26 protein-coding genes are annotated in these 23,285 nt (G+C 56.2%); 7 read left to right on the top strand and 19 right to left on the bottom strand.

Translation table 11 applies throughout. The annotated features are described in order from the left end of the window. Positions 1-67: 67 nt before the first annotated feature. The 6 genes from E4U03_RS07315 to E4U03_RS07290 all read right to left on the bottom strand — a co-directional run bounded on the left by E4U03_RS07315 (position 68) and on the right by E4U03_RS07290 (position 7,159). A complete protein-coding gene (locus E4U03_RS07315) occupies positions 68-868 on the bottom strand; it encodes an ABC transporter ATP-binding protein (RefSeq protein ID WP_135012900.1) in 801 nt (266 codons plus the stop codon). Next, a complete protein-coding gene (locus E4U03_RS07310; protein WP_135012899.1) occupies positions 861-1,850 on the bottom strand; it encodes a FecCD family ABC transporter permease in 990 nt (329 codons plus the stop codon). The genes E4U03_RS07315 and E4U03_RS07310 overlap by 8 nt, the downstream gene beginning before the upstream one ends. Beyond that, the gene (locus E4U03_RS07305; protein ID WP_135012898.1) at positions 1,847-2,878 is read right to left on the bottom strand and encodes a FecCD family ABC transporter permease; all 1,032 of its coding nucleotides are present in this window, start codon (positions 2,876-2,878) and stop codon (positions 1,847-1,849) included. Before E4U03_RS07305 ends, E4U03_RS07310 begins: the two co-directional genes overlap by 4 nt. Positions 2,879-2,897: 19 nt before the next feature. Continuing rightward, on the bottom strand, positions 2,898-3,815 hold the full coding sequence (locus E4U03_RS07300) for a plasmid partitioning protein (protein WP_135012897.1): 918 nt from the start codon (positions 3,813-3,815) through the stop codon (positions 2,898-2,900). 69 nt (positions 3,816-3,884) lie between these two features. Beyond that, entirely contained in the window at positions 3,885-6,131 is a 2,247-nt protein-coding gene (locus E4U03_RS07295) for a hypothetical protein (RefSeq protein WP_135012896.1), read from the bottom strand. Positions 6,132-6,154: 23 nt separating this feature from the next. After that, positions 6,155-7,159 (bottom strand): ABC transporter substrate-binding protein, encoded by a 1,005-nt coding sequence (locus E4U03_RS07290; RefSeq protein ID WP_245207690.1) that lies wholly within the window; start codon positions 7,157-7,159, stop codon positions 6,155-6,157. 173 nt (positions 7,160-7,332) lie between these two features. On the opposite strand from E4U03_RS07290, the gene E4U03_RS07285 reads away from it, so the two are divergent. From E4U03_RS07285 to E4U03_RS07270, 4 genes are read left to right on the top strand one after another with little or no spacing between them, the layout of a single operon-like run. Further along, on the top strand, positions 7,333-7,959 hold the full coding sequence (locus E4U03_RS07285; protein WP_135012894.1) for an isochorismatase family protein: 627 nt from the start codon (positions 7,333-7,335) through the stop codon (positions 7,957-7,959). After that, a complete protein-coding gene (locus tag E4U03_RS07280) occupies positions 7,956-8,750 on the top strand; it encodes an SDR family NAD(P)-dependent oxidoreductase (RefSeq protein WP_135012893.1) in 795 nt (264 codons plus the stop codon). The genes E4U03_RS07285 and E4U03_RS07280 overlap by 4 nt, the downstream gene beginning before the upstream one ends. Then, on the top strand, positions 8,747-9,931 hold the full coding sequence (locus E4U03_RS07275) for an isochorismate synthase (RefSeq protein WP_135012892.1): 1,185 nt from the start codon (positions 8,747-8,749) through the stop codon (positions 9,929-9,931). Before E4U03_RS07280 ends, E4U03_RS07275 begins: the two co-directional genes overlap by 4 nt. Next, positions 9,922-10,599, top strand: a complete 678-nt coding sequence (locus E4U03_RS07270; protein WP_135012891.1) for a 4'-phosphopantetheinyl transferase family protein — start codon at positions 9,922-9,924, stop codon at positions 10,597-10,599. Before E4U03_RS07275 ends, E4U03_RS07270 begins: the two co-directional genes overlap by 10 nt. Positions 10,600-10,698: 99 nt before the next feature. On the opposite strand, the gene rpsQ is transcribed toward E4U03_RS07270, so the two are convergent. The 11 genes from rpsQ to rpsJ form a co-directional block, all read right to left on the bottom strand. Next, a complete protein-coding gene (gene rpsQ, locus E4U03_RS07265; protein ID WP_083090724.1) occupies positions 10,699-10,971 on the bottom strand; it encodes a 30S ribosomal protein S17 in 273 nt (90 codons plus the stop codon). Between the two features lie 5 nt (positions 10,972-10,976). After that, the gene (gene rpmC, locus E4U03_RS07260) at positions 10,977-11,210 is read right to left on the bottom strand and encodes a 50S ribosomal protein L29 (protein WP_083090723.1); all 234 of its coding nucleotides are present in this window, start codon (positions 11,208-11,210) and stop codon (positions 10,977-10,979) included. 2 nt (positions 11,211-11,212) lie between these two features. Next, on the bottom strand, positions 11,213-11,629 hold the full coding sequence (rplP, locus tag E4U03_RS07255; protein WP_135012890.1) for a 50S ribosomal protein L16: 417 nt from the start codon (positions 11,627-11,629) through the stop codon (positions 11,213-11,215). Further along, complete coding sequence (gene rpsC / locus E4U03_RS07250) at positions 11,630-12,427, bottom strand: 30S ribosomal protein S3 (RefSeq protein ID WP_135012889.1); 798 nt, start codon at positions 12,425-12,427, stop codon at positions 11,630-11,632. After that, a complete protein-coding gene (gene rplV, locus E4U03_RS07245; RefSeq protein ID WP_083090720.1) occupies positions 12,428-12,793 on the bottom strand; it encodes a 50S ribosomal protein L22 in 366 nt (121 codons plus the stop codon). It lies immediately after the preceding gene. A 65-nt stretch (positions 12,794-12,858) separates the two neighbouring features. Further along, complete coding sequence (rpsS, locus tag E4U03_RS07240; protein ID WP_083090719.1) at positions 12,859-13,140, bottom strand: 30S ribosomal protein S19; 282 nt, start codon at positions 13,138-13,140, stop codon at positions 12,859-12,861. Between the two features lie 12 nt (positions 13,141-13,152). Continuing rightward, positions 13,153-13,989 (bottom strand): 50S ribosomal protein L2, encoded by an 837-nt coding sequence (gene rplB / locus E4U03_RS07235; RefSeq protein WP_135012888.1) that lies wholly within the window; start codon positions 13,987-13,989, stop codon positions 13,153-13,155. Between the two features lie 39 nt (positions 13,990-14,028). Then, entirely contained in the window at positions 14,029-14,340 is a 312-nt protein-coding gene (gene rplW, locus E4U03_RS07230) for a 50S ribosomal protein L23 (RefSeq protein WP_135012887.1), read from the bottom strand. After that, positions 14,340-14,963: a 50S ribosomal protein L4 gene (gene rplD, locus E4U03_RS07225; RefSeq protein ID WP_135012886.1), complete on the bottom strand. Its 624-nt coding sequence runs from the start codon at positions 14,961-14,963 to the stop codon at positions 14,340-14,342. The genes rplW and rplD overlap by 1 nt, the downstream gene beginning before the upstream one ends. Positions 14,964-14,969: 6 nt before the next feature. Next, positions 14,970-15,626 carry a 50S ribosomal protein L3 gene (gene rplC, locus E4U03_RS07220; protein ID WP_135012885.1) on the bottom strand — a complete coding sequence of 219 codons (657 nt, stop codon included), beginning with the start codon at positions 15,624-15,626 and terminating at the stop codon, positions 14,970-14,972. Positions 15,627-15,640: 14 nt separating this feature from the next. After that, complete coding sequence (gene rpsJ / locus E4U03_RS07215) at positions 15,641-15,949, bottom strand: 30S ribosomal protein S10 (RefSeq protein WP_068169589.1); 309 nt, start codon at positions 15,947-15,949, stop codon at positions 15,641-15,643. A gap of 545 nt (positions 15,950-16,494) precedes the next feature. Here rpsJ and E4U03_RS07210 point away from each other — a divergent pair. The 3 genes from E4U03_RS07210 to E4U03_RS07200 are packed head-to-tail and all read left to right on the top strand — an operon-like array spanning position 16,495 to position 19,612. After that, positions 16,495-17,538, top strand: coding sequence for a Bug family tripartite tricarboxylate transporter substrate binding protein (locus E4U03_RS07210; RefSeq protein WP_135012884.1), 1,044 nt, complete (start codon positions 16,495-16,497; stop codon positions 17,536-17,538). Continuing rightward, positions 17,535-18,101, top strand: a complete 567-nt coding sequence (locus tag E4U03_RS07205) for a tripartite tricarboxylate transporter TctB family protein (RefSeq protein WP_135012883.1) — start codon at positions 17,535-17,537, stop codon at positions 18,099-18,101. Before E4U03_RS07210 ends, E4U03_RS07205 begins: the two co-directional genes overlap by 4 nt. 14 nt (positions 18,102-18,115) lie before the next feature. Beyond that, positions 18,116-19,612 carry a tripartite tricarboxylate transporter permease gene (locus E4U03_RS07200; RefSeq protein ID WP_228066005.1) on the top strand — a complete coding sequence of 499 codons (1,497 nt, stop codon included), beginning with the start codon at positions 18,116-18,118 and terminating at the stop codon, positions 19,610-19,612. A gap of 174 nt (positions 19,613-19,786) precedes the next feature. Here E4U03_RS07200 and tuf read toward each other — a convergent pair whose 3' ends face one another. Next, positions 19,787-20,977 carry an elongation factor Tu gene (gene tuf / locus E4U03_RS07195; RefSeq protein WP_135012881.1) on the bottom strand — a complete coding sequence of 397 codons (1,191 nt, stop codon included), beginning with the start codon at positions 20,975-20,977 and terminating at the stop codon, positions 19,787-19,789. 193 nt (positions 20,978-21,170) lie between these two features. Beyond that, positions 21,171-23,285: an elongation factor G gene (fusA, locus tag E4U03_RS07190; RefSeq protein ID WP_135012880.1), complete on the bottom strand. Its 2,115-nt coding sequence runs from the start codon at positions 23,283-23,285 to the stop codon at positions 21,171-21,173.

Here is a 23,285-nt window from a genome sequence, read left to right as displayed (position 1 = left end):
GGTCGGGGCGGGGACGTTTGGGAGGTTGGTGGGTCTGGTTCATAGCAGGTGGGTGTTTCGTGAGGGTCTAGGGTTGACGGGTATCGTGGGGAATCATGAGTGGGGTCTGGCTATGGGGGTCAGTGATGACGCTGGCCTTGATGTCAAAAACCTGCTCAATGATCTGAGGAGTCACAATCTCTTGGGGCGAGCCTTCTGCCATGATCTTGCCGGCTTTCATCAAGATGAGGTGGGTGGCGTAGCGGAAGGCTAAGTTAAGGTCGTGAATCACCAGCAGAAGGGTCTGCCCCTTCCGGTGAAGCTCAGCTGCCAGATCGAGTACCTGTAGCTGGTGGGTGATATCCAGGTAGGTGGTGGGCTCATCAAGCAAGAGAAGAGGGGTGTCTTGGGCTAGGGTCATGGCTATCCACACTCGTTGCCGCTGGCCTCCAGATAGCTCTTGCAGAACTCTGTCTTTCAGGTCTGTAACTCCGCAGGCTTCCATTGCCTCTTGGCAGATACGGTGATCTTCTGCCCGCGTTCTTCCTAAAAAGCCCTGGTAGGGGTAGCGCCCTAACGCTACGACGTCCGCAACGGTAACTGAGTCTGGCGCGTGAGGGCTCTGGGGCAACAGGGCTAGTGTCTGGGCAATTGACCGGTTCGAGAGGTCTGTGATTTTTTGCCCTTGAAGGTATATTTCTCCCGCTGTTGGCTGGTGAATTCTCGCGAATGTCTTGAGAAGAGTCGATTTGCCGCAAGCATTAGGGCCCAGAATGACGGTCAGTTCCCCGCGGGGAATTGAGCAGTTAATGCCATGAAGTACGGGGTGCTTCTCGTAGGCAACGTGGAGGTCTCTAGCTTCTAGCGCACTTTCGTGTAGCTTACTCATGGCTGTCCTTGCGTCGTGCTCTATAAATCAGAAAAATGAGGTAAAAGCCGCCGAGGGCTCCGGTGACGACCCCTACTTGTAGGGAGGTCGCGAAGGCAAACTGCCCCAGAGCGTCCGCCGCTAGGGTGATGAAGGCCCCCAGGCAGGCTGCTGTGCCCAGGTTCCCCGCTGCCTGGTGGCTCAGGTGGCGGGCGATATGGGGAGCTGCAAGAGCGACGAAGGCGATGGGGCCGGTCAGTGCTGTTGCCAGGGCGACCAGGAGCACTCCCAGAATGAGACTGATAAGCCTGATACGGGCCACAGGTACCCCGATACCCCGGGCTAGGGTATCCCCGTAGCTTAGGATTCGCAGTGGTCTGGCAAGCCAGATCAGTAGCGGAGTCACTAGAGCAAGCGGTAGAGCCAGGAGGGTTACCTTGCCCCAGGTCATGCTGTTAAGGGAACCTGCCAGCCAGGCTGCTGCTGTTTGGGCTTGTGCGAGCGAGGCCTGTACCACGAGCAGAGAATTTACGGCAGCCAGGGTTGCCCCTAGCCCCAGACCTACCAAGATGAGTTGGAAGCCTTCTAGGCCTCGTGTTCGGGTCAGCAGGTAGACCAGGCAAGAGGTGGCAGCTCCTCCCGCGATAGCGCCAAGGGCGGTACCCCAGGGGCTTGTTCCCCAAATAATCATGGCGCAAAGAGCTCCGGTAGCTGCCCCGTGGGTAAACCCTATGACGTCCGGTGATCCGAGAGGGTTGCGGGTGATGGTCTGGAAAATTGCCCCTGATAGCCCTAGTGCAGCCCCCACAAGGAGGGCAGCTAGAATTCGGGGGGCACGAATCTCCCTAACGAAGTAGCCACCGAGCCCTGTTTCGGAGCCACTGAGGGCAGCTAAAACGTCTGTAACGGTGAGGTTGTAGTCCCCCTGCATCAGCACCCATATACCCAGGAGTAAGGAGCTAAGCAGGGCTGAGAGGGTGACGACTCTGATGCGGTAGGTCATAGTTCGCGCACCTTTCGTCGAGACATCAGCGCCAGGAAGAGTGGGCCTCCAAGCAGGGTCGTGATGATACCTACCTGAATTTCAGCAGGCGCCATAATAGTGCGGGCCAAAATATCGCTCGCAATAAGCCAGGCGGGCCCAGCCAGCAGGGACCCTACGGTTACCCAGCCCACCCTGTTCCCCAGAAGAGAACGGAGGATAAAAGGAACAGCTAAACCAACAAAAGCAATGGGGCCTATCGCCGCGGTAGCTGCAGCTGCTAAGAGAGATACCGTCAGCAAAGTAAGAGCATAGATTTTTTGCACCGAGGTTCCCAGTGCCAGTGCCGTTTCTGCCCCCAGCGCTAGCGTCCGCAGAGCGGGAATCAGACAAAACCCCAAGATAAGAGATAAACCAACGAGCACGGCGGTCGGCAGCAGAACCCCGTAGCCTCGTCCTTCAAGGGATCCAGCGGCCCAAAAACGAAACTCGTTATAGGCCGTCTGGTTGGCAAGCAACAGTGCCTGGGTGATAGCGGTCAAAGAAGCTGCCAGAGCAACGCCGGCCAAAATAAAGCGCGACATAGACTGGCCTTTCGCCCCGCCCAGGGTAAAAACTGCCCCCACGCTCACAAGAGCTCCGATAAAGGCCGCCCCCATGAGAGTAACGATGGGTAGGGGCCCCAGCAGCACCACGGCAAGTACCACCGCTAAAGAAGCTCCCGCATTGACCCCCAAAAGACCGGGGTCAGCCAGCGGATTACGCGTCAGCGTTTGCATCAGAGATCCTGCTACAGCTAGAGCCGCACCACACACCAGAGCAAGGAGGGTACGGGGTATTCTCTGTTCCCAGACGATGGTGTAGGCGGGGCTAGAGCTATCCCCTGAAAGAGCTGCCCAGATATCCTGGCTCTCCAAGGAATTAGAACCAAATCTTAGCGACAGCATGAGAGACAGACCCAGCAAAATCGCGCAGACCGTCAGCACCAGGTAGCGCTGAGAGACTAGAGCTTTTTCTCGCAGAGGCGAGCGCACAGGTGAGGTAGTCATAAAGAGGTAGCGGGAGAGCTTATTTCTCGGAAGTTTTTTTACGACGCAGCAGGACGACGGCAGCCACGATAACAGAAGCCCCAAAGACAAGGACGCCGAACCAGGGGAAGGTGCTCTGGTTAGTGCTACTTGCTTGAATTTCTTCTTCGGTGCCCTGGCTTGCACTGGCTTGTGCCTGGGCAGAGGCTGTGAAGCTTGCACTTGCTGATGTGCTTGCCCGCTGGCTAGCCGTTGCTGAAGCTGAGCGGGTTTCTTGCGCTAGCAGGGCTTCATATTCTTCTTGGCTAATAGGATTGCCATCGGCATCTAGGTAGATGGTGGTTCCATCTGCTGCGGTCTCACTGCTGGCGCTACCTGAGCTAGACCCGGTTGAGGAGTTAGCGGTTCCCTGGTTCTGGCTATCAGTTGCGCCCTGGTTAGTGGCACCCTGATTCTGGGGGTTTGTTTCAGCTTGGGCTACGTTTTCTTCGATGCTGTTGATAACGCTCGGGTCGACGTTAACGGTGGTGCCGCCGCTCGAAGACTCGTTTACACCCGCGATGGTGAATTCAGGTGACCTGTTGGTGTAGCCCTTAGATCCCTGGTAATTCCCGTTTGCGTCGTACATAATTTCTGTGGCCAAGAAACGTAGGGTATGAGCTCCCTCGCCCAATTCCTTTGAGAGGACGAAGGATCCAGAAGCAGTACCGTTACTTGAAATTTTTTGCTGGTGGACGACGCAGGCACCCTGGGCAGCGTCCGAGGGGCAGGCTTCGCCGTCATCAACCTTGATATAGAGCTGTTCGCCTGCCGGGAAGCCTGAGACTGAGAAGGTGAGTGTATCTCCGGCCTGAAGGGTTGTGGACGAAACACTAGAACTGGTGCCGGGAGTATTGGCTGTTGCAGCTCCACCCGGGGGCAGAGCATTGACATCTGTTAAAGCTGCAGATCCTAGCAAGGCGGCTGCCCCTAGGCTAAGCGCAGCACAAAAGACTCTAATTGTAGGGAAAACAGACATGCTTCTTCCTTATGACTTTTTCTTCTGGCGGGTAAAGGCAAGGGCACCCAGCACAACTACTGCAGCAACGCATAGCAAGAGGTTGTTGGGGTCAAGCACCGATGAAGTCTCGGTCGTAGCCTGATTATCTTCTTGAGCAAGGGAACTATCGTTTGTTTCTTGCTGATCGCTGGTACCGCCGGCAGCTGGTGATGAACTACCAGGCTCTGATGCAGCGCTGGCTGCTGTGCTACTCGCACTCTGGCTACGGGCTGGGGCCCGCAGGACTTGAGACGGAATGGAGGTCAGCTGGCTAACCGGGGTGCTGCTTGCAACAGTTGCTCCGGCTGAGCTGGCTACAGCGGAATAGACAAGACCTTGGCCAGCCAATGATGAAACAGTGAAAGCTGCGGGGCTACCTGTTCCTCCGCTGACCTGGGACTGGCTAAGCGGAGTAACCGCTGAAGGCACTATCTCTTGCTGAGTTTCAGCAACGGTCAGGGGTGCCCACCCCAGCAGAGCACCAAAGTTTCCTTGTTCACCGCTTTGGGCAACAATCTGGTAGTCACCTGCTGCCAGATCTTCAGGCAACAGGTAGCTCACAGACTTCTGAGCATCTAGCTGAACCCAGCCGGATCCCCAGTTACTACGAACAGACCCACCGATATAGGGGTTAATCATGACCCATTGCCCCGCTTCTGCCCCGGGCACGGTCACGCTCATGTTTCTCCCCGAAAGCTGGGCCGTCAGCTGCCCCTGAGAGGCAGCTGAGAGGTCTTCGTTTGAGAGCGTATCTGGAATAGCGTTAGGAGAATACTGACCGATGACGAAGTCCAGTTTTCCGGCGCCGCCTAAAGTAACGGCGCGGTCCCCTGCAGCCAGAGAGCCAGAAAGCACACGTAGCGAATGACTGCCTTCTGCCAGAGCGGGGGAAGAACTTGCTGTCGTTCCATCGGGCAAATCAATGGTGGCGTCAATGCGGCCGGTGGCGGGGTCCGGGTGCAAAATAGCCCAGATTGTACGATTTGAGTGGAGTGACGAATCAAGCCTACTTATTCCGCCCTCATCTATTTTCACGGCAACAGTAGTGGCCCGCTGGTTCTCGGTATTGCACCAGCCCTCACCCACGACACGCAGCTTTCCGCCAAGTTCAACTGTGGGGGTAACGATTTCAAAGGTGGGGCTTGCTAAATCCGTGGTGCAGACGGTCTGATGATCGTCATCGGTCGGGAGAGAACCGGCTACCCCGTTGACAGGAATGGGCTCTGACCGCACAGAACGAGTCACATCAGCATCAGCGTTTCGACCCGACTGTATAAATACGGCCAGATAATCCCCAGCCGAGCCCTTCTGTACCTCTTCAGGCAGTCCAAGTTCAATATCGAAGCTACCGTCTTCCTGAATAGCCAGCAGCCCCTGATCAGCGTGGGCACGCTCTGCATTGGGAATCAGCAGACCCCAGCTTGTAGGGTCTGCTGCCCGCCCTACGGACTGCAGATAGGCTGAGATCGCCCCATCGGTGCGTTCATACTGACGCACGTTTCCCTCTGCATCGAGATATTCCAGTTTGATAGATACCGTTGAAGCGCTGGTGCCGTCCTCTTTAGTCCAGCCCTGACCAATGAGTCGAATAGTGGCGTTTTCGCCCGTGGTTACAGGCGAAATAAGTACCTGGGCTGATCCTGCTGTCACCGAAGGCCAGGTTGAGGTGTCCTCAGCACTTGTAGCGGGCACCGTAAAAGAGGCAGCTACTGAACCAGCGGAATCACCTTCTGCCAGTGAACCTGCCAGGGCTTGAAGCGTATGGGAGCTTCCTGCCTGCCAGTCGGTGTCCCGCACCTGTGCCGTTGTAGAGTCTGGCAGTTTGACCTTGACGCTAAAGGTGCCATCGGGCGCTGCTACCGTATAAAAGTTGACGTTTGCAAAGCGGGCATCGGTAAGCGGCTGCCCCGTCAAGGGGTGGGCTGGAAGCTCATGGTTAAATATAACTCCCCCATCCCATTTGAAGGCAACCACAGCTCCCCGATCTGTAGCGGTTGAGGTCCAACCGCTTCCGGTGACCGTCACCGTTCCATCGTCGTTAAGCACCTGGCTGACGGTTACCTGCTTAGTAGCGCTAGTTTCTTGGGCAAAGGCTAGGCTACTGCCCTCCAAGAAGGTAGCGGGAGCCAGGGCTGGTTGAAGGACGAGACCCGTAGCAGCCACACTTGCCGCCAGGGCAAGCCGGGTCACAGTTAGCAGGTTCTGGGATGAGCTCAAGCTTTGTGGTGTTTTCATGGTGTATGTTTTCTCAAAATCGATTAGAGCAAATGTGTTTTCACGTCTTCGATGATTCCTCGCATGAGCAAGGGGCCACCGGTGGAGGTCCACAGCGAACCATCGACCAGCATGATGTGCCCGTCCTGGTAGGCTTTCAAATCTGTAAATCCAGAGGTTTCTTCAGCCCTCGCCAGCGCCTCTTGAGCGCCCTGGACGTCCGCCGACCCTTCGGCGGAGGGGTCGGACTGGCTAGCTCCGCCCAAGGTTCCCAAGAACATGTAGTCCCCATCTATGTTGGCTAAGTTTTCTAAAGAAACTGGTTCTGAATGCCCTCGTCCCATTCTGTCCTGGCTTTCGGGGCGCTGTAGCCCCAGGCTTTCAAGAGCCTGCCCAGCGGGGAGTTCCTTAAGAATCAAAGAAGGCCCACTCCCCTGCCAACGAACGATGGAAAAGGTTGCAGAGCTATATTTCTGGCTAAGCTCCTGCGCTGTGGCCTCAACATAAGCGGTGTAGTCCTGCAGGTAGGTTTCTGCTTCGCCTGTCTTACCTACTGCCTGGGCGACATGGGTGAAATTTGTTTCCCAGAGCCCGCTAGCGTAACCGCAGAAGACAACCGGGGCAATATTCCGCAAGATTTCAAGGACGTCAGGGCGGTTATTGATACTGGTACCATCAGCCAAAATTAAATCGGGAGATAGAGCACCGATGGCTTCATAGTTGAGTTCTGAAACGGTGCCGACGATTTCTATTCCTGCCGCCTTATCACCTAAATAATTGGGGGCGCCGCTTTGCCCGCGTCCGGCAACTGCACCGACCGGGGTAAGCCCCAAAGCAAGCACCGCGTCAAGGGTAGGTTCAGAGAGAGTGACGATTCTTTGAGGATTTTCAGGCAGGGCTACCTCATTGCCCTCGATGTCTGTTACCGTGCGGCTTGCCCCAGAATCTGTTTGGTTCGTAGATTCGGTGGATGATTCTGTGCAGGCAGTCAACAGCGCTAAGGCAGAGAAACTAGCGGTAGCGATGAGGTGTCGTCGGGTGAGGGGCACGGAACTATCTTTCGGGTTCAGGGAGTCATGACTTGTCTTCAAGGATAGGCTAACCTTATCTTTAAAGATGTTGATTACGCAAAGTTTTTCTGCCTTTATTGATAAAACTGCCCATAAACAGAAAAAGAGCGTCATCTTTTCCTCTATACGCCCTATCTCATTGAAGGACGATCATGCTCCCCACCATCGATTGCTATACTCTCAGCTCCCAGAATCTTCCCCCAAACACCGTCCGCTGGGTCCCCGACAGAGAGCGCGCTGCCCTGCTCGTGCACGATATGCAAAACTACTTTGTACAGGCCTTCAACCGGGCACCCGAATCAGCTATCCACACCGCTATTTCCAATACAGCCCGACTTATTCACAGCGCTCATCAGCACCAGCAACCGGTAATTTACACAGCGCAACCACCCCAGCAAACTGCCGGTGACAGAGCCCTTCTCACCGACTTCTGGGGGCCCGGTCTAACCCAAGCGGACGATGCCCTCATCATTCCTGAACTTGCCCCAACCGAAGCAGATACCGTCCTTACCAAGTGGCGCTACTGCGCCTTTTACCGCACGGATCTAGAAGAACGACTCCGAGCAGCCGGGAAAACTCAGCTCTGGATTAGCGGTATCTACTCGCACATCGGCTGCCAAACAACCGCGCTCACAGCCTTCATGAAGGGCTTCCAAGTCTTTTTTATTGCAGATGCCCAGGCAGATTTCGATGCCGCCTACCACCGCGCAGCCCTCACCTACATCGCCAGCCGCTGTGGCTACGTCACTACCACCGACCAGCTTCTAGAACTTTCATGACACGACCAAAAGCTATCATCATCACCGGCGCCGCAGGAGGAATCGGAACCGCCCTCCGCGATCTGCTGCTCCAAATGCCCGACTTCTCTCGCTACTCCATCATTGCCAGCGATACACCCGATAACCTCAATCAAGACCAGAGCCCAGCTAAAAACTGGCCCTCAAGAGTTATCCCTGCACCCCTCAACCTCACCGACCATGAGGCTCTTAAGACCTTCGTTGCCTCAGTAGCACAGGACTACGACATCACCGGGCTGGCCCATTTAGCCGGCGTTCTTGCCCACGGGCCGGTTATAGACCTTAATCTGCAAGAGTTCGATTCTCTACTAGCAGTCAATGTCACCGCAATGGTCCATCTCTACCAGGCGGTAGCACAAGCTATGGTGGCTCAGGCACAGGGCCCAGAGCAGGTAGACCGCGCCATTGTCACAGTAGCCTCAAACGCTGCTAACGGGCCGCGGGCCCACATGGCAGCCTACGGGGCATCCAAAGCCTTTGCCTCACATTTCACCAGGTCACTCGGCTTAGAACTAGCACCGTGGCGTGTTCGCACCAACGTCGTCAACCCCGGCACCACCCTTACGCCCATGGTCCACGCCATGTGGGGAGGAGAAGATCAGAGGACAGAAAGTATCGCCGGCGATCCAAAACTTTACAGGGCTGGAATTCCCCTGGGCCGGGTTGCAGAACCTGCCGATATCGCCCACCCCGTTGCCTTTCTCTTATCACCTGCTGCCCGGCACATCAATCTGGCAGAGCTAACCGTCGATGGAGGGGCAACCCAGCGATGAACCGCTTAGCTTCATTTGATTTCATTACCCAGCAGAAACTCTATCGAGTCACCAGCTCAGCTATCTGCCAGGAGCCGGTACGCTCCGCTCAGGCTAAATCCTTTATCCGGGAGGCGCTTGCCCCCAACGAGAGCGGGGCTGTCCAAGACAAAATAGTCTGTGGAATCATACCCTTCAACCCGCAAGAAGCCGCCTACCTGCTTGCAGCCCCCAAGCCACAGGCTCAAGACCCCGCTCACCTGGCAGGTAAAGGCAGCTTCTTCAGCCCAGACGATGCAGAACCTCAGTCTTCGGAGCCTCCAAGGTTAGTAGCAGATTCTTCCTTCAACCGGGCAGAAGAAAGCCACTACCTGTCAGCTGTAGAAAGCGCGATCAGTATCCTAGATCAGGGTGAACTGCACAAAATTGTTCTTGGAAGGCACCAGCGCTATAGGGTAGCAGGGAATCAGCTCTTACAGGGTCTCGATCTAGCCCACGCGCTTCACCAGGCTAACCCCCTAGCAGATACCTTCTGCCTGAGGACCTCAGATCATCAGCAGTGGGTAGGAGCTAGCCCCGAAGTCATTGCAGATGTGCGCGACCAGCACTTTTATACTCACCCGCTGGCAGGGTCCCGAAACAAACAAACCTGCACAAATATCAAAGAAGCCCAGCAGGTGCTTCTCAACTCTCTCAAAGACCTGCACGAACATTCCTTCGTTGTTGAGCACATCCGTCAGCGCCTCCAGAACCTACCGGGGCTTCGCCTAGATACCATCTGCCCTCCAGAAGTCACTGAAACAGATTCCATGTACCATCTGGGAACGCCCATTAGCGCCCAGGTACCTTCTGACTACACTCCTCTGCAGCTGGCTTTACAGATACACCCCACCCCAGCGGTGGGGGGCACTCCCCCAGCCATTGCTCTGCCCCATATAGCCCGCCTTGAGCGAAGCACTCGTCATTATTTTGCAGGGCTTGTGGGGTGGATGGATGGAGCCGGTCAAGGACGATGGTCTTTAATCCTCCGTTCGGCTCATATCAGCGGATCTGACATTGACCTCTGGGCTGGAGCTGGAATCGTGCAGGGCTCTGAGCCTGCTTTAGAGCTTGCTGAAACTGAGGCAAAAATGCAGACCATCCTCTCAGCCTGTCAGCAGGTCCTCTCCCCCACCGTGGCACTTACTTCGTCATGCCCATAGAACCGCTATTATTTCACCAAGAAAACCAGCTAGAACTTTTTCTCTATGACGCTGATCCGCTCAAGGAGCTACTTTCCCCTGCCGACTATCTGGGGCAGTTAGAACCCCATGAGCTTCAGCAGGCCCAGAATTTTACCCAGCGATTTTTAGGGCAGCAGTGGCTCTTACAGCGGTGGCTGGCTAAAAGGGCTATTGCTTCATATACGGAACAAAGCGTAGAAAGCATCCGTTGGCAGACTACGTCCACCGGCAAGCCGGTTCAGCCCTCGTGCTCGCTCTCCGTGAGCCATACGGGCAGCGTCCTCGCTGTTCTGCTAGGACCGAGCGAATATAGCCTAGGAATTGATTGCGAGTCGCTGGAGGTTTCTCCCCTCATCCAGGAAAAGGCTCTCAGGCTCATTCGCTATTTTCACCCAGCAGATCAAGCTCATTTATATCTAGCCCTTGAGACAGATTGTTTTGTGCCCACTTTCTTGACGCTCTGGACCCGTTCTGAAGCCCTTTACAAGCTCGCCGGTCGGGAATCTCTTGCTGAGACTCTCGGGAAGGTCGCCCTCCTAGATTCCCCGGCAGCTCATAACGGTATGCAGGTTGATGGGATACGCACCCTTGGCACAGATTTTCGTCTGCCCTGTTTACTGAGCTATGCCTGGTCCCTAAGGGTCTAGTCATAAGGTAGTCAGCAGTAGATATAGCAAAAGGCTCCTGCCTTCCCATAACGGGAAAACAGGAGCCTTTTATCTTATTCTTCTAAGAAAACCTAGGGTTTACTTAGCCTTTTCGAGGATCTCGACGATGCGCCAGCGCTTTGAAGCGGAGAGCGGACGAGTCTCGGCCAGGAGAACGAGGTCACCGATACCAGCAGTGTTCTGCTCGTCGTGTGCCTTGATCTTGGAGCTACGGCGCATAACCTTGCCGTACAGGGCGTGCTTTACGCGGTCCTCGACCTCGACGACTACGGTCTTGTCCATCTTGTCGGACACTACGTAGCCGCGGCGAGTCTTGCGGTAGCCGCGCTCTTCAGTCTTTACTTCACTCATGTGATTTAACCTTCGGTTGCGGGACGAATACCGAGCTCGCGTTCACGCAGCACGGTGTAAATACGTGCAATGTCGCGCTTGACCGAGCGGATACGACCGGGATTTTCAAGCTGACCGGTGGCTGCCTGGAAACGGAGGTTGAACAGCTCCTCCTTCGACTCACGCAGCTTCTCTACCAGATTCTCATTGGAGAGCTCTGCCAGCTTGTCGATGCTCAGATCCTTTGATCCAACTGCCATTTCTATTCACCACCTTCGCGACGCACAACGCGTGCCTTCATCGGGAGCTTGTGGATTGCGAGGCGCATAGCTTCACGAGCCACTTCTTCGGATACGCCGGAGAGTTCAAACATGACTCGACCGGGCTTGACGTTTGCGACCCACCATTCGGGTGAACCCTTACCGGAACCCATACGGGTTTCAGCAGGCTTCTTGGTCAGCGGACGGTCGGGATAAATGTTAATCCAAACCTTACCGCCACGCTTGATGTGACGGGTCATTGCAATACGTGCAGCTTCAATCTGGCGGTTGGTGACGTATGCGGGAGTCAGGGCCTGGATGCCCCACTCGCCGAACGCTACCTCGGTGCCACCCTTAGCCATACCTGAACGCTTGGGGTGATGCTGCTTGCGGTACTTTACTCGACGGGGAATTAGCATTTATGCCTCACCGTTTTCTGCAGTCTTAGCCTCAGCGGGTGCTGAAGTGTTGTCGGAACGACGTTCACGGCGGGGACCACGGCCACCTGCGCGACGACGGTCGCCACCGCGGCCGTTGCCACGACGGTTACCAGCGGCCTGCTGTGCAGCAAGCTCGTTGTCGGTGAGGTCACCCTTGTAAATCCAAACCTTGACGCCGATGCGGCCGAAGGTGGTCTTTGCTTCGAAGAAGCCGTAGTCGATGTTCGCGCGCAGGGTGTGCAGGGGCACACGGCCTTCGCGGTAGAACTCGGAACGTGACATTTCAGCGCCACCCAGACGGCCGGAGCACTGGATACGGATACCCTTTGCGCCTGCACGCTGTGCGGACTGGATTGCCTTCTTCATGGCGCGGCGGAAAGCAACGCGTGAAGCGAGCTGTTCTGCGATGCCCTGTGCAACCAGCTGAGCTGACAGATCGGGGTTAGCAACCTCAAGGATGTTCAGCTGAATCTGCTTGCCGGTCAGCTTCTCGAGCTCACCGCGGATGCGGTCAGCTTCGGTGCCGCGGCGGCCGATAACAATACCGGGACGTGCGGTGTGGATGTCCACACGGACGCGGTCACGGGTACGCTCGATTTCGACCTTGGCGATGCCTGCGCGCTCCATGCCCTTGGACAGGAGTTCACGGATCTTTACATCTTCACGAACGAAGTCTGCGTAGCGTTCGCCTTCCTTGTTGGAGTCAGCGAACCACTTTGAGACGTGGTTGGTGGTGATGCCAAGTCGGAAACCGTTGGGGTTAATTTTCTGACCCATTTAGCGGCCCTCCTCCTTCTCCGGGGTAGCGACTACCACGGTGATGTGGCTGGTGCGCTTGTTGATGCGGAACGCACGGCCCTGGGCACGAGGCTGGAATCGCTTCATGGTGGGACCTTCGTTCGCGTATGCTTCGCTGATGAACAGCTCTTCTTCCTTGAAGGGGACGCCCTGCTGGGCAGCCTTCTGGCGAGCGTTTGCAACAGCTGATGCAACGATCTTGTATACCGGTTCTGAAGCGCCCTGAGGAGCGAACTTCAGAATCGCCAGAGCCTCTTCCGCCTGCTTACCACGGATAAGGTTGATGACGCGGCGTGCCTTCATAGGCGTAACGCGTACGTAAGACGCAGTTGCCTTGGCTTCCATTGCCTATCTCTCTTTCGTCTATTGCCGAAAGGAAAACGTTTCTAAGGTACGGGGTGAACCGTAGCTTAGCGACGCTTACCCTTGCGGTCGTCCTTAACGTGGCCACGGAAAGTACGGGTGGGCGCAAACTCGCCGAGCTTGTGACCAACCATGGACTCAGTGATGAACACGGGTACGTGCTTGCGTCCGTCGTGCACTGCGATGGTGTGACCGAGCATGTCGGGGATAATCATCGAGCGGCGGGACCAAGTCTTGATAACGTTCTTGGTGCCCTTCTCGTTCTGAGCTGCAACCTTTACGAAAAGGTGCTGATCAACGAAAGGGCCCTTCTTCAAACTACGAGGCATGTTTCAGGCTCCTTAGCGCTTCTTGCCAGTACGACGGCGACGAACAATGAGCTTGTCGCTTTCCTTGTTGGGGCGACGGGTACGACCCTCGGGCTTACCGTTGGGGTTAACCGGGTGACGGCCACCTGAGGTCTTACCTTCACCACCACCGTGGGGGTGGTCAACGGGGTTCATGACGACACCGCGGACGGTCGGGCGGATGCCCTTCCAGCGGTTACGGCCGGCTTTACCCCAGTTGATGTTGGACTGCTCGGCGTTACCGACGGAACCGACGGTTGCGCGGCAGCGGACGTCCACGTTGCGGATTTCGCCGGAGGGCAGGCGCAGCTGGGCGTATTTGCCTTCCTTAGCGACCAGCTGGATGGATGCGCCAGCGGAGCGGCCCATCTTAGCGCCGCCACCGGGGCGGAGCTCAACAGCGTGAATCACGGTACCAACGGGAATGTTGCGCAGGGGCAGGTTGTTGCCGGGCTTGATGTCGGCAGAGGGACCTGACTCTACGATGTCGCCCTGAGCAAGCTTGTTGGGGGCGATGATGTAACGCTTGGTGCCATCAACGTAGTGGAGCAGAGCGATGCGGGCGGTACGGTTGGGATCGTACTCGATGTGTGCAACGCGTGCGTCGACGCCGTCCTTGTCGTGACGACGGAAGTCGATCAGACGGTACTGGCGCTTGTGGCCACCACCCTTGTGACGGGTAGTGATGCGACCGGTGTTGTTACGGCCGCCCTTCTTGGGGAGCGGACGAACCAGGGACTTTTCCGGGGTTGAGCGGGTGATTTCTGCGAAATCTGAGACGCTCGAGCCGCGGCGACCCGGGGTCGTCGGCTTGTGCTTACGAATACCCATTTAGATATTTCTTTCCTTCGCTAAAGTGGTCTCCGGTGCTTATGCAGCCGGACCGCCGAAGAGGTCGATTGAACCTTCTTTGAGGGTTACAATCGCACGCTTGGTGTTCTTACGAGCACCCCAACCGAAACGGGTGCGCTTGCGCTTGCCCTGACGGTTAGCGGTGTTGATGGAAGCAACCTTGACATCGAAGATGGTCTCGATGGCCTGCTTGATTTCCAGCTTGTTGGAGCGGGGGTCTACGAGGAAGGTATACTTACCTTCGTCGAGCTGACCGTAGCTCTTTTCCGACACGACGGGAGCGATGATTACGTCGCGGGGATCCTTGAAAGTTGAGGTGGTAACAGACATTACTTAGCAGCCTCTTTCTTAGCCTTGGAAGCAACTGCGACGAATACGTCGTAGGCATCCTTGGTGAAGATGACGTCGTCTGAGATCAGAACATCGTAGGTGTTCAGCTGATCTGCGTAGATGACGTGAACGTTCTCAAGGTTGCGTGCTGACAGTGCTACCAGGTCGTCCTTGCGGTCGATGACAACCAGTGCGTTCTTACGGCTGGTGATCTCTGCGATTGCTGCCTTTGCTGCCTTGGTGGAGGGCTTGGTGCCTTCTACCAGAGCTTCGACAACATGAACGCGATCGTGGCGAGCGCGATCTGAGAGAGCGCCGCGCAGTGCAGCTGCAATCATCTTCTTGGGGGTACGCTGTGCGTAGCTACGCGGGGTCGGGCCGTGTACGATGCCACCACCGGTCATGTGGGGTGCACGGATTGAGCCCTGACGTGCGCGGCCGGTGCCCTTCTGCTTGAAAGGCTTGCGACCTGCGCCGGAAACTTCGCCGCGGTTCTTGGTCTTGTGGGTACCCTGGCGTGCTGCTGCGAGCTGGGCTACTACTACCTGGTGAAGCAGGGGAATAGAGGCCTGAGCGTCGAAGATGTCAGCGGGCAGGTCTACCTTTACGGTCTTGACAGCCATGGTTTATTAGGCTCCCTTCACAGCGGTGCGAACCAGAACAACGCCGCCCTTAGGACCGGGGATAGCACCCTTGATCAGAAGAACGTTGTTTTCGGCGTCTACACCCTGAATAGTGAGGTTCATGGTGGTGTGGCGTGCAGCGCCCATACGGCCTGCCATGCGCATACCCTTGAAAACGCGTGCGGGGTATGATGCGCCACCGATTGAGCCGGGCTTACGGTGGTTCTTGTGGGCACCGTGTGATGCACCTACACCTGCGAAGCCGTGACGCTTCATAACACCGGCGAAGCCCTTACCCTTGGTCTTGCCAACTACGTCGACCTTCTGGCCTGCTTCGAAGAGCTCAACGGTCAGTTCCTGACCGAGTGAGTATTCAGCGGCGTCTGAGGTACGCAGTTCAACGAGGTGACGGCGAGGAGTTACGCCTGCCTTCTCGAAGTGACCGGCGAGGGGCTTGGTTACCTTGCGAGCTTCGATTGCACCGAAACCGATCTGGATAGCTTCGTAGCCATCGGTCTCAGCGTTGCGCAGCTGGGTAATAACGTTGGAATCGGCCTTGACGACAGTAACGGGCACGAACTTGCCGTTTTCGTCCCAGACCTGGGTCATGCCAAGCTTGGTGCCCAGCAGGCCCTTAACCTGGCGCTCGAACTTGTTAGTCATTTAGATGCGATCCTCTACAGCTTGATTTCGATGTTTACGTCTGCCGGAAGGTCAAGACGCATGAGGGCATCAACAGCCTTGGGGGTCGGATCAACGACGTCGATCAGACGCTTGTGCGTGCGCATTTCGAAGTGCTCGCGGCTGTCCTTGTACTTGTGAGGCGAACGGATAACACAGTAAACGTTCTTTTCGGTGGGCAGCGGCACGGGGCCTACTACCGTCGCACCTGCACGCGTAACTGTCTCAACGATTTTCCGAGCTGAAGAATCAATGACCTCGTGGTCGTATGACTTCAGACGGATGCGGATTTTCTGTCCCGCCATCTGTCGGACTCTCTTTCTTGTCTACTTCCCTGTAACGGAGCGGTTGCTCCTTTATCTGGCGCTTGAGGTAAAGAGATGATTCTTCGTCTCTTTCGCGCCACCTCTGCGTAGGCTGAATCCGACATTTGCCGGGTTCCTCACCCTACCGAGGCACCGACCCCCGAACTCGGGCGTGTCGCTTTTTTGCTAGGGCAAAAAGAAGCGCACTTTTCCCTCGAACTGATCGATCGGGTCATATTTGGACTCACCTTCACCCGATTCGAGAAGGAATCAGGGCTACTTTCACGCGGTAAGCACTTGAACAACGTTATCCATCTTGCCAGAGTCCAGGCTTCCCCGCAAGATTTTTCTGCGTGAAGTGCCCAGCCCCACATTTCGCCTTCGCTGACAGACAGATTCAGCACCATACCCAAACATCGGTCAACACACACCCCTCTATTGAGTGCCATTCTTGCTATCTCAAGGAGAGATATATTCAACCTATCAAGTAGCGGAGGTCACTTAGTTTCCTATAATCTGGCTCACACACACTAGATGGAGACTACATGAAACCTACGCACCCACCACAGGATACGGTATCGCCCGCTACACAGGGCATCCGCTTCACAAAACCACAATCCACAGCGCTTCGTATTATTGGAGCTCTCTTTGCCGCAGCCACCATCGGCACGGCATCGGTCGCGTCCGTCCTTTCAGCCGACGACGGCGCCGACCTGACGTCCTCTCTCACGCTTGTCGCCCCGGCAGCAGCCGGTGGCGGCTGGGATACCCTCGCACGAGAAATACAGCAAGCCCAACGAGCAAACGGAATCGTCAACAACACCCAGGTCATCAACATGCCCGGAGCGGGCGGAACAATCGCCCTCAACGACCTGGGGGCAATGACCGAGGATCCCACAACGCTCATGGTGGGTGGAACCGGCCAGCTTGCTGCCACTATCCAGTTCGACAGCGACACAACCTACGAAGACATCACCCCGCTTGCCGTCACCATTGAAGAACTCGATGTTATCGTTGTCCCGGCTGATTCCCCCTACACCTCCCTTGAAGAGCTGATGACGGCGTGGAAGGCCGACCCCACGAGCGTCCCCTGGACCGGTGGCGGCTCCTTTGACCGTCTCGTTGCTACCGAGATGGCCATGAGTGCCGGCATCCCCGTCAGTGACATGATCTACGTCAACTCTGACGGCGGAGGCGAAGCTACTGCTGCCCTTCTCAACGGCACCGTCGCTGCTTCAGCGTCCGGCTACTCCGATTCAATTGACCAAATCGAATCAGGCCGCCTGCGAGCCCTAGCCCTCGTAGCACCGAGCAGGATAGACGGTGTTGATATCCCGACCACCGTTGAGCAGGGCTACAACGTCACCATGACTAACTGGCGCCTCATCGCAGCACCTGGCGGTATCACAGACGGAGAAAAAGCTGAACTAGAAAATATCATTCAAGAAACCGTTGATACCCCCGAATGGGACGCGGCTATAGCCCGCTACAACTGGAACGAGAATCTCATGATGGGCGATGAACTAACTGATTTTCTAGCAGACGAAAAAGCACGTATTGAAACTCTGTACCAGGAGCTAGGACTATGAGTGCACCAGCTCTCCCCGAAACCATCACTCCCGTCAATGTTGGGCGCGAGTTGCTTATGCCGGCTTTGCTCCTGGCTCTTGCCGCTTATCTCAGCTACGGCATGCTCACCATGCAGGTTCCCGACTCGGTAGCCTTTCCCGGTCCCCGTTTCTTCCCGCTTCTCATCACCATTGGCCTGGTAGCCCTCACGATACTCGATATAGCGGATATCTTCAGACGCGCTGCCCGCTACCGACAGCACACCGCCGCCCAGACAGATCAGGTAGAACTCGCCTATACTGCCCCCATCATGGTCTCTGCGGCCGAACCAACTAAGGCTCTAGACCACCGTTCGCTGGCCTGGGTTACCCTAGGGTTTCTGTTTTTCGCGCTCACCCTGCCCCACACCGGGTGGGTCATCGGTGCGGGTCTACTCTTTTGGTGCGTAGCCCGAGGTTTCGGAGCCACGAGACCAATCTTCTCTTTGGTTGTGGGTCTAACCGTCAGCTCATTCGCCTACATTATGTTCGATATGATTCTTGGGCTTTCGCTGCCCTCTGGCATTTTAGGAGGTAGCTTCTAGTGGAAGCTCTCACTATGCTCGCTGAGGGCTTTGCCAACGCCCTCACCTTACAAAATTTATTCTGGGTGGTTTTAGGCTGCCTCCTTGGAACTGCCGTGGGCGTCATGCCCGGGCTGGGTTCGTCAATGGCTGTAGCGCTACTCTTACCCGTTACGTTTGCTCTTGAGCCCACAGCTGCCTTCATCATGTTCTCCGGCGTCTACTTTGGTGGACTTTTCGGAGATTCCACCATGGGTATCCTCATGAATACCCCGGGTCAGGCCTCGGCTATCGCTTCCACCTTTGAAGGCCACCGCATGGCAAAGAACGGACGGGCTGCCCAGGCACTTGCAGTCGCGGCTATTGGTGCTTTTATCGGAGGGTTTGTCTCGTCCATCGTGGTGGTTTTCGCTGCGCCCCTCTTGGCTGACTTTTCTACCAACTTTGGGCCGGCTGAATACTTTGCCCTAGCCCTGTTTGCTTTTATTGCCACGTCATCGGTCGTCACCGACTCCGCTATCCGAGGTCTGCTTTCTCTTCTAATGGGGCTTGGTATTGCTGTGATCGGCATCGACGGAGTAACTGGCGTCCCCCGTTTCACTATGGGGTCAACCCATCTTTTTGATGGAATCTCTTTGGTTACCGTGACTGTTGCCGTTCTGGCGCTGGGTGAAGTGATTCATCAGGCGGTGGTCGCTCGCCACCACGCCGCCGGTCGAATGATCCGACCTAAGGGAAGCCCCTGGCTGTCTAAGGCTGAGCTCAAAGAAGCAGCACCTGCCTGGGTTCGCGGAACCGCAATTGGTCTACCTTTTGGCGTCATCCCTGCAGGCGGTGCAGATATCCCAACCTTCCTGGCTTACGGCACAGAACGACGGCCGGACGCCCGGCGGAAGGACCCCCAGTTTGGAAAAGGTGCTATTCGGGGTCTAGCTGCTCCCGAAGCCGCTGGTAACTCCACCACCGGCATGGCAATGGGAGCCCTGCTAGCCCTCGGTCTTCCCATTTCAGCAACCGCAGCAATCATGCTGGGGGCGTTTAGGCAATACGGTCTTCAGCCTGGACCCTTGCTCTTTGAACGGGCACCTGAACTTGTATGGGCGCTGTTGGCTAGCTTCTTCATCGCGATGATTGTTCTGCTCCTCATCAATCTACCTTTCGCAATGCTCTGGGCTAAGCTACTCCTCATCCCCCACCACTACCTCTACGCAGGCATTACCGTCTTCTGTGGGCTCGGTATCTATGCTGTTTCGAACTCCATCTTCGATCTAGTCTTAGTGCTTCTCGTAGGCATCGTAGGTTTTGTCATGCGCATGAACGACTACCCGCTTGCGCCACTCATTATCGGGATGGTCCTAGGGCCTCTCGCTGAAACGAGTCTACGAGACGCTCTAACAGCCTCAAACGGTGACTACTCGGTACTCGTTACAGGCCCAATTGTTATAGCTCTCTACAGCCTGTTGGCACTCGTTCTTGTTTTGACAGTTACAAAGAAGGTACGTGAGAGCCGCTCCGCTAAGACAGCGCGTTAGTCTCTCCCCTCACCGAGGTAAGACTCAGGGGCCGGTAGCTCAGCTACCGGCCCCATCTTTTTATGTGAAGGTAAAAAAGGGGTTGGCCCCCGCAAATTGCTCTGCGGGGGCCAACCCTCTATCGCCCTACGCTAGCTGGACGCTAGCAGGAGTTCAGATCGGGAAGTAAGAAACTTACTTGATAATCTTGGTAACGCGACCTGAACCAACGGTGCGGCCACCTTCGCGGATTGCGAAGCCGAGGCCCTCTTCCATTGCGATTTCCTGGATGAGCTCAACGGTCATCTCAGTGTTGTCGCCGGGCATAACCATTTCGGTGCCCTCGGGAAGGGTGATAACACCGGTAACGTCGGTGGTGCGGAAGTAGAACTGGGGGCGGTAGTTCGAGTAGAAGGGGTTGTGGCGGCCGCCTTCATCCTTGGAAAGGATGTAAACGTTAGCCTCGAACTGGGTGTGGGGGGTGATTGAGCCGGGCTCAACAACAACCTGACCACGCTCTACGTCGTCGCGCTTCAGACCGCGAAGCAGCAGACCACAGTTCTCGCCTGCCCATGCTTCGTCGAGCTGCTTGTGGAACATCTCGATACCGGTAACGGTGGTCTTCTGGATGGGGCGGATACCAACGATCTCAACTTCGGAGTTGATCTTCAGGGTACCGCGCTCGGCGCGACCGGTAACAACGGTACCGCGACCGGTGATGGTGAAGACGTCTTCGATGGGCATGAGGAAGGGCTTGTCCTTCTCACGAACGGGGTCGGGAATGTAGTTGTCAACTTCGTCCATGAGCTCTTCAACCTTAGCAACCCACTCGGGGTCGCCTTCGAGAGCCTTCAGAGCGGAAACGCGAACAACGGGAGCGTTGTCACCGTCGAACTCCTGTGAGGAGAGCAGTTCGCGAACTTCCATTTCAACGAGATCGAGCAGTTCCTCGTCCTCAACCATGTCTGACTTGTTCAGAGCAACGAGCAGGGTGGGAACGCCAACCTGGCGAGCCAGCAGAACGTGCTCGCGGGTCTGAGCCATAGGGCCGTCGGTGGCAGCAACAACAAGGATTGCGCCGTCCATCTGAGCAGCACCGGTAATCATGTTCTTGACGTAGTCAGCGTGACCGGGGGCGTCAACGTGTGCGTAGTGACGCTTCTCGGTCTGGTACTCGATGTGAGCAATGTTGATGGTAATACCGCGCTGGCGCTCTTCAGGAGCGGAGTCGATCATACCGAAGTCGCGCTGCTCGTTCAGGTCGGGGAACTTGTCAGCCAGAACCTTGGAGATTGCAGCGGTCAGGGTGGTCTTACCGTGGTCAACGTGACCGATGGTACCGACGTTTACGTGAGGCTTGGAGCGCTCGAACTTAGCCTTAGCCAAGAGTATTCCTCCTATAGAGAAGATTTGAGAACCTGCACTCGGGTTTCACACCGGCGCACTCCGCCGTAAAAGGCGGTATAGCTACCACAATAGCGGATAAGGCCGGTGGGGCGAAACCCGAATGCGGGTTCATTTACTAGGTTTTTTGAAAAGCGGTGCAGCTCACACGGGGTGAGCCGCCCCCGGGCAAGTATTACTCACCGCGGCTCTTCTGGATGATTTCATCAGCAACGTTCTTGGGAACCTCAGCGTAGCTGTCGAACTCCATAGAGAAGACTGCACGACCCTGGGTCTTTGAACGGAGGTCACCGATGTAACCGAACATTTCTGACAGCGGAACAAGAGCGTGAACAATCTTGACGCCTGCTGCATCTTCCATGGACTGGATCTGACCACGACGTGAGTTCAGGTCGCCGATAACGTCGCCCATGTAGTCCTCGGGGGTACGTACTTCAACAGCCATCAGGGGCTCCAGCAAAACGGGAGCGGCGCGGCGGGCGCCTTCCTTGAAGACCATTGAGCCAGCAATCTTGAACGCCATTTCTGACGAGTCAACATCGTGGTAAGCACCGTCAATCAGGGTTGCCTTGACACCAACAACGGGGTAGCCAGCGAGGATACCGAGCTGCATTGCGTCCTGGATACCGGCGTCAACGGAGGGGATGTATTCGCGGGGAACACGACCACCGGTGACGACGTTGTCGAACTCGTAGAGCTCTTCAGCATCGAGGGCGATGGGTTCGAAGGAGACCTGAACCTTCGCGAACTGACCGGAACCACCGGTCTGCTTCTTGTGGGTGTAGTCGACCTTCTCGACCTTCTTGGTGATGGTTTCGCGGTAAGCAACCTGGGGCTTACCAACGTTAGCCTCAACCTTGAATTCGCGCTTCATACGATCAACGATGATGTCGAGGTGGAGCTCGCCCATGCCGCCGATTTCGGTCTGGCCGGTTTCTTCGTTGAGTGAAACGGTGAAGGTGGGGTCTTCAGCAGACAGCTTCTGGATAGCGGTTGACATCTTCTCCTGGTCACCCTTGGTCTTGGGCTCGATAGCCACGAAGATCACGGGGGCGGGGAAGGTCATGGATTCCAGAACTACAGGGTTAGCAACGTCGCAGAGGGTGTCACCGGTGGTGGTGTCCTTCAGGCCGATTGCTGCGTAGATGTGACCTGCCTGAATCTCTTCAACAGGGTTCTCCTTGTTGGAGTGCATCTGGAAGAGCTTGCCGATACGTTCCTTCTTACTCTTGGTGGCGTTCAGAACCTGCTGGCCCTGTTCTGCCTTACCGGAGTAAACGCGGATGTAGGTCAGCTGGCCGTAGAAGGGGTGAGCTGCAACCTTGAAGGCCAGAGCTGCGAAGGGCTCGTCAGCTGAGGGCTTGCGGGTTACTTCGACCTCTTCGTCAGAGGGCAGGTGGCCAATCATCGCGGGGACGTCCAGCGGTGAGGGCAGGTAGTCGAGAACTGCGTCGAGCATGGGCTGTACGCCGCGGTTCTTGAATGCTGAGCCACAGAAGACGGGGTAGGCTTCGTTAGCAACGGTCAGGGCGCGGACGCCTGCCTTGATTTCCTCGATGGTCAGTTCGCCCTCTTCGAGGTACTTTTCCATGAGTTCTTCGGAAGCTTCAGCAACGTTTTCAACGAGCTCAGCACGGTACTGCTCTGCCTTTTCCTGCAGGTCAGCGGGGATTTCCTGGATTTCGTAGGAAGCACCCATGGTAACGTCGCCCTTGGCATCGCCGGGCCAGACGTAGGCCTGCATGGTGAGCAGGTCAACGACGCCGATGAAGTCGTTTTCAGCGCCGATGGGCAGCTGCATAACGAGAGGCTTAGCGCCGAGGCGCTTGACGATGGTGTCTACGGTGAAGTAGAAGTCTGCACCCAGCTTGTCCATCTTGTTGACGAAGCAGATACGGGGAACTTCGTACTTGTCAGCCTGGCGCCAAACGGTTTCAGACTGGGGCTCAACGCCTTCCTTGCCGTCGAACACTGCAACAGCGCCGTCGAGGACGCGCAGTGAACGCTCAACTTCAACGGTGAAGTCAACGTGGCCGGGGGTGTCGATGATGTTGATCTGGTTGTTCTTCCAGAAGCAGGTGGTTGCCGCGGAGGTAATGGTGATACCGCGTTCCTGTTCCTGAGCCATCCAGTCCATGGTTGAAGCACCGTCGTGGGTCTCACCAATCTTGTGGTTGATACCGGTGTAGAAGAGGATGCGTTCGGTGGTGGTGGTCTTACCGGCGTCGATGTGCGCCATAATACCGATGTTGCGGACCTTATTCAGGTCGGTAAGCACGTCTAGTGCCAC

This window comes from Rothia nasimurium, assembly GCF_004569295.1.
Taxonomy (GTDB): domain Bacteria; phylum Actinomycetota; class Actinomycetes; order Actinomycetales; family Micrococcaceae; genus Rothia; species Rothia nasimurium_B.
This window is presented reverse-complemented; position numbering and strand designations above follow the sequence as displayed.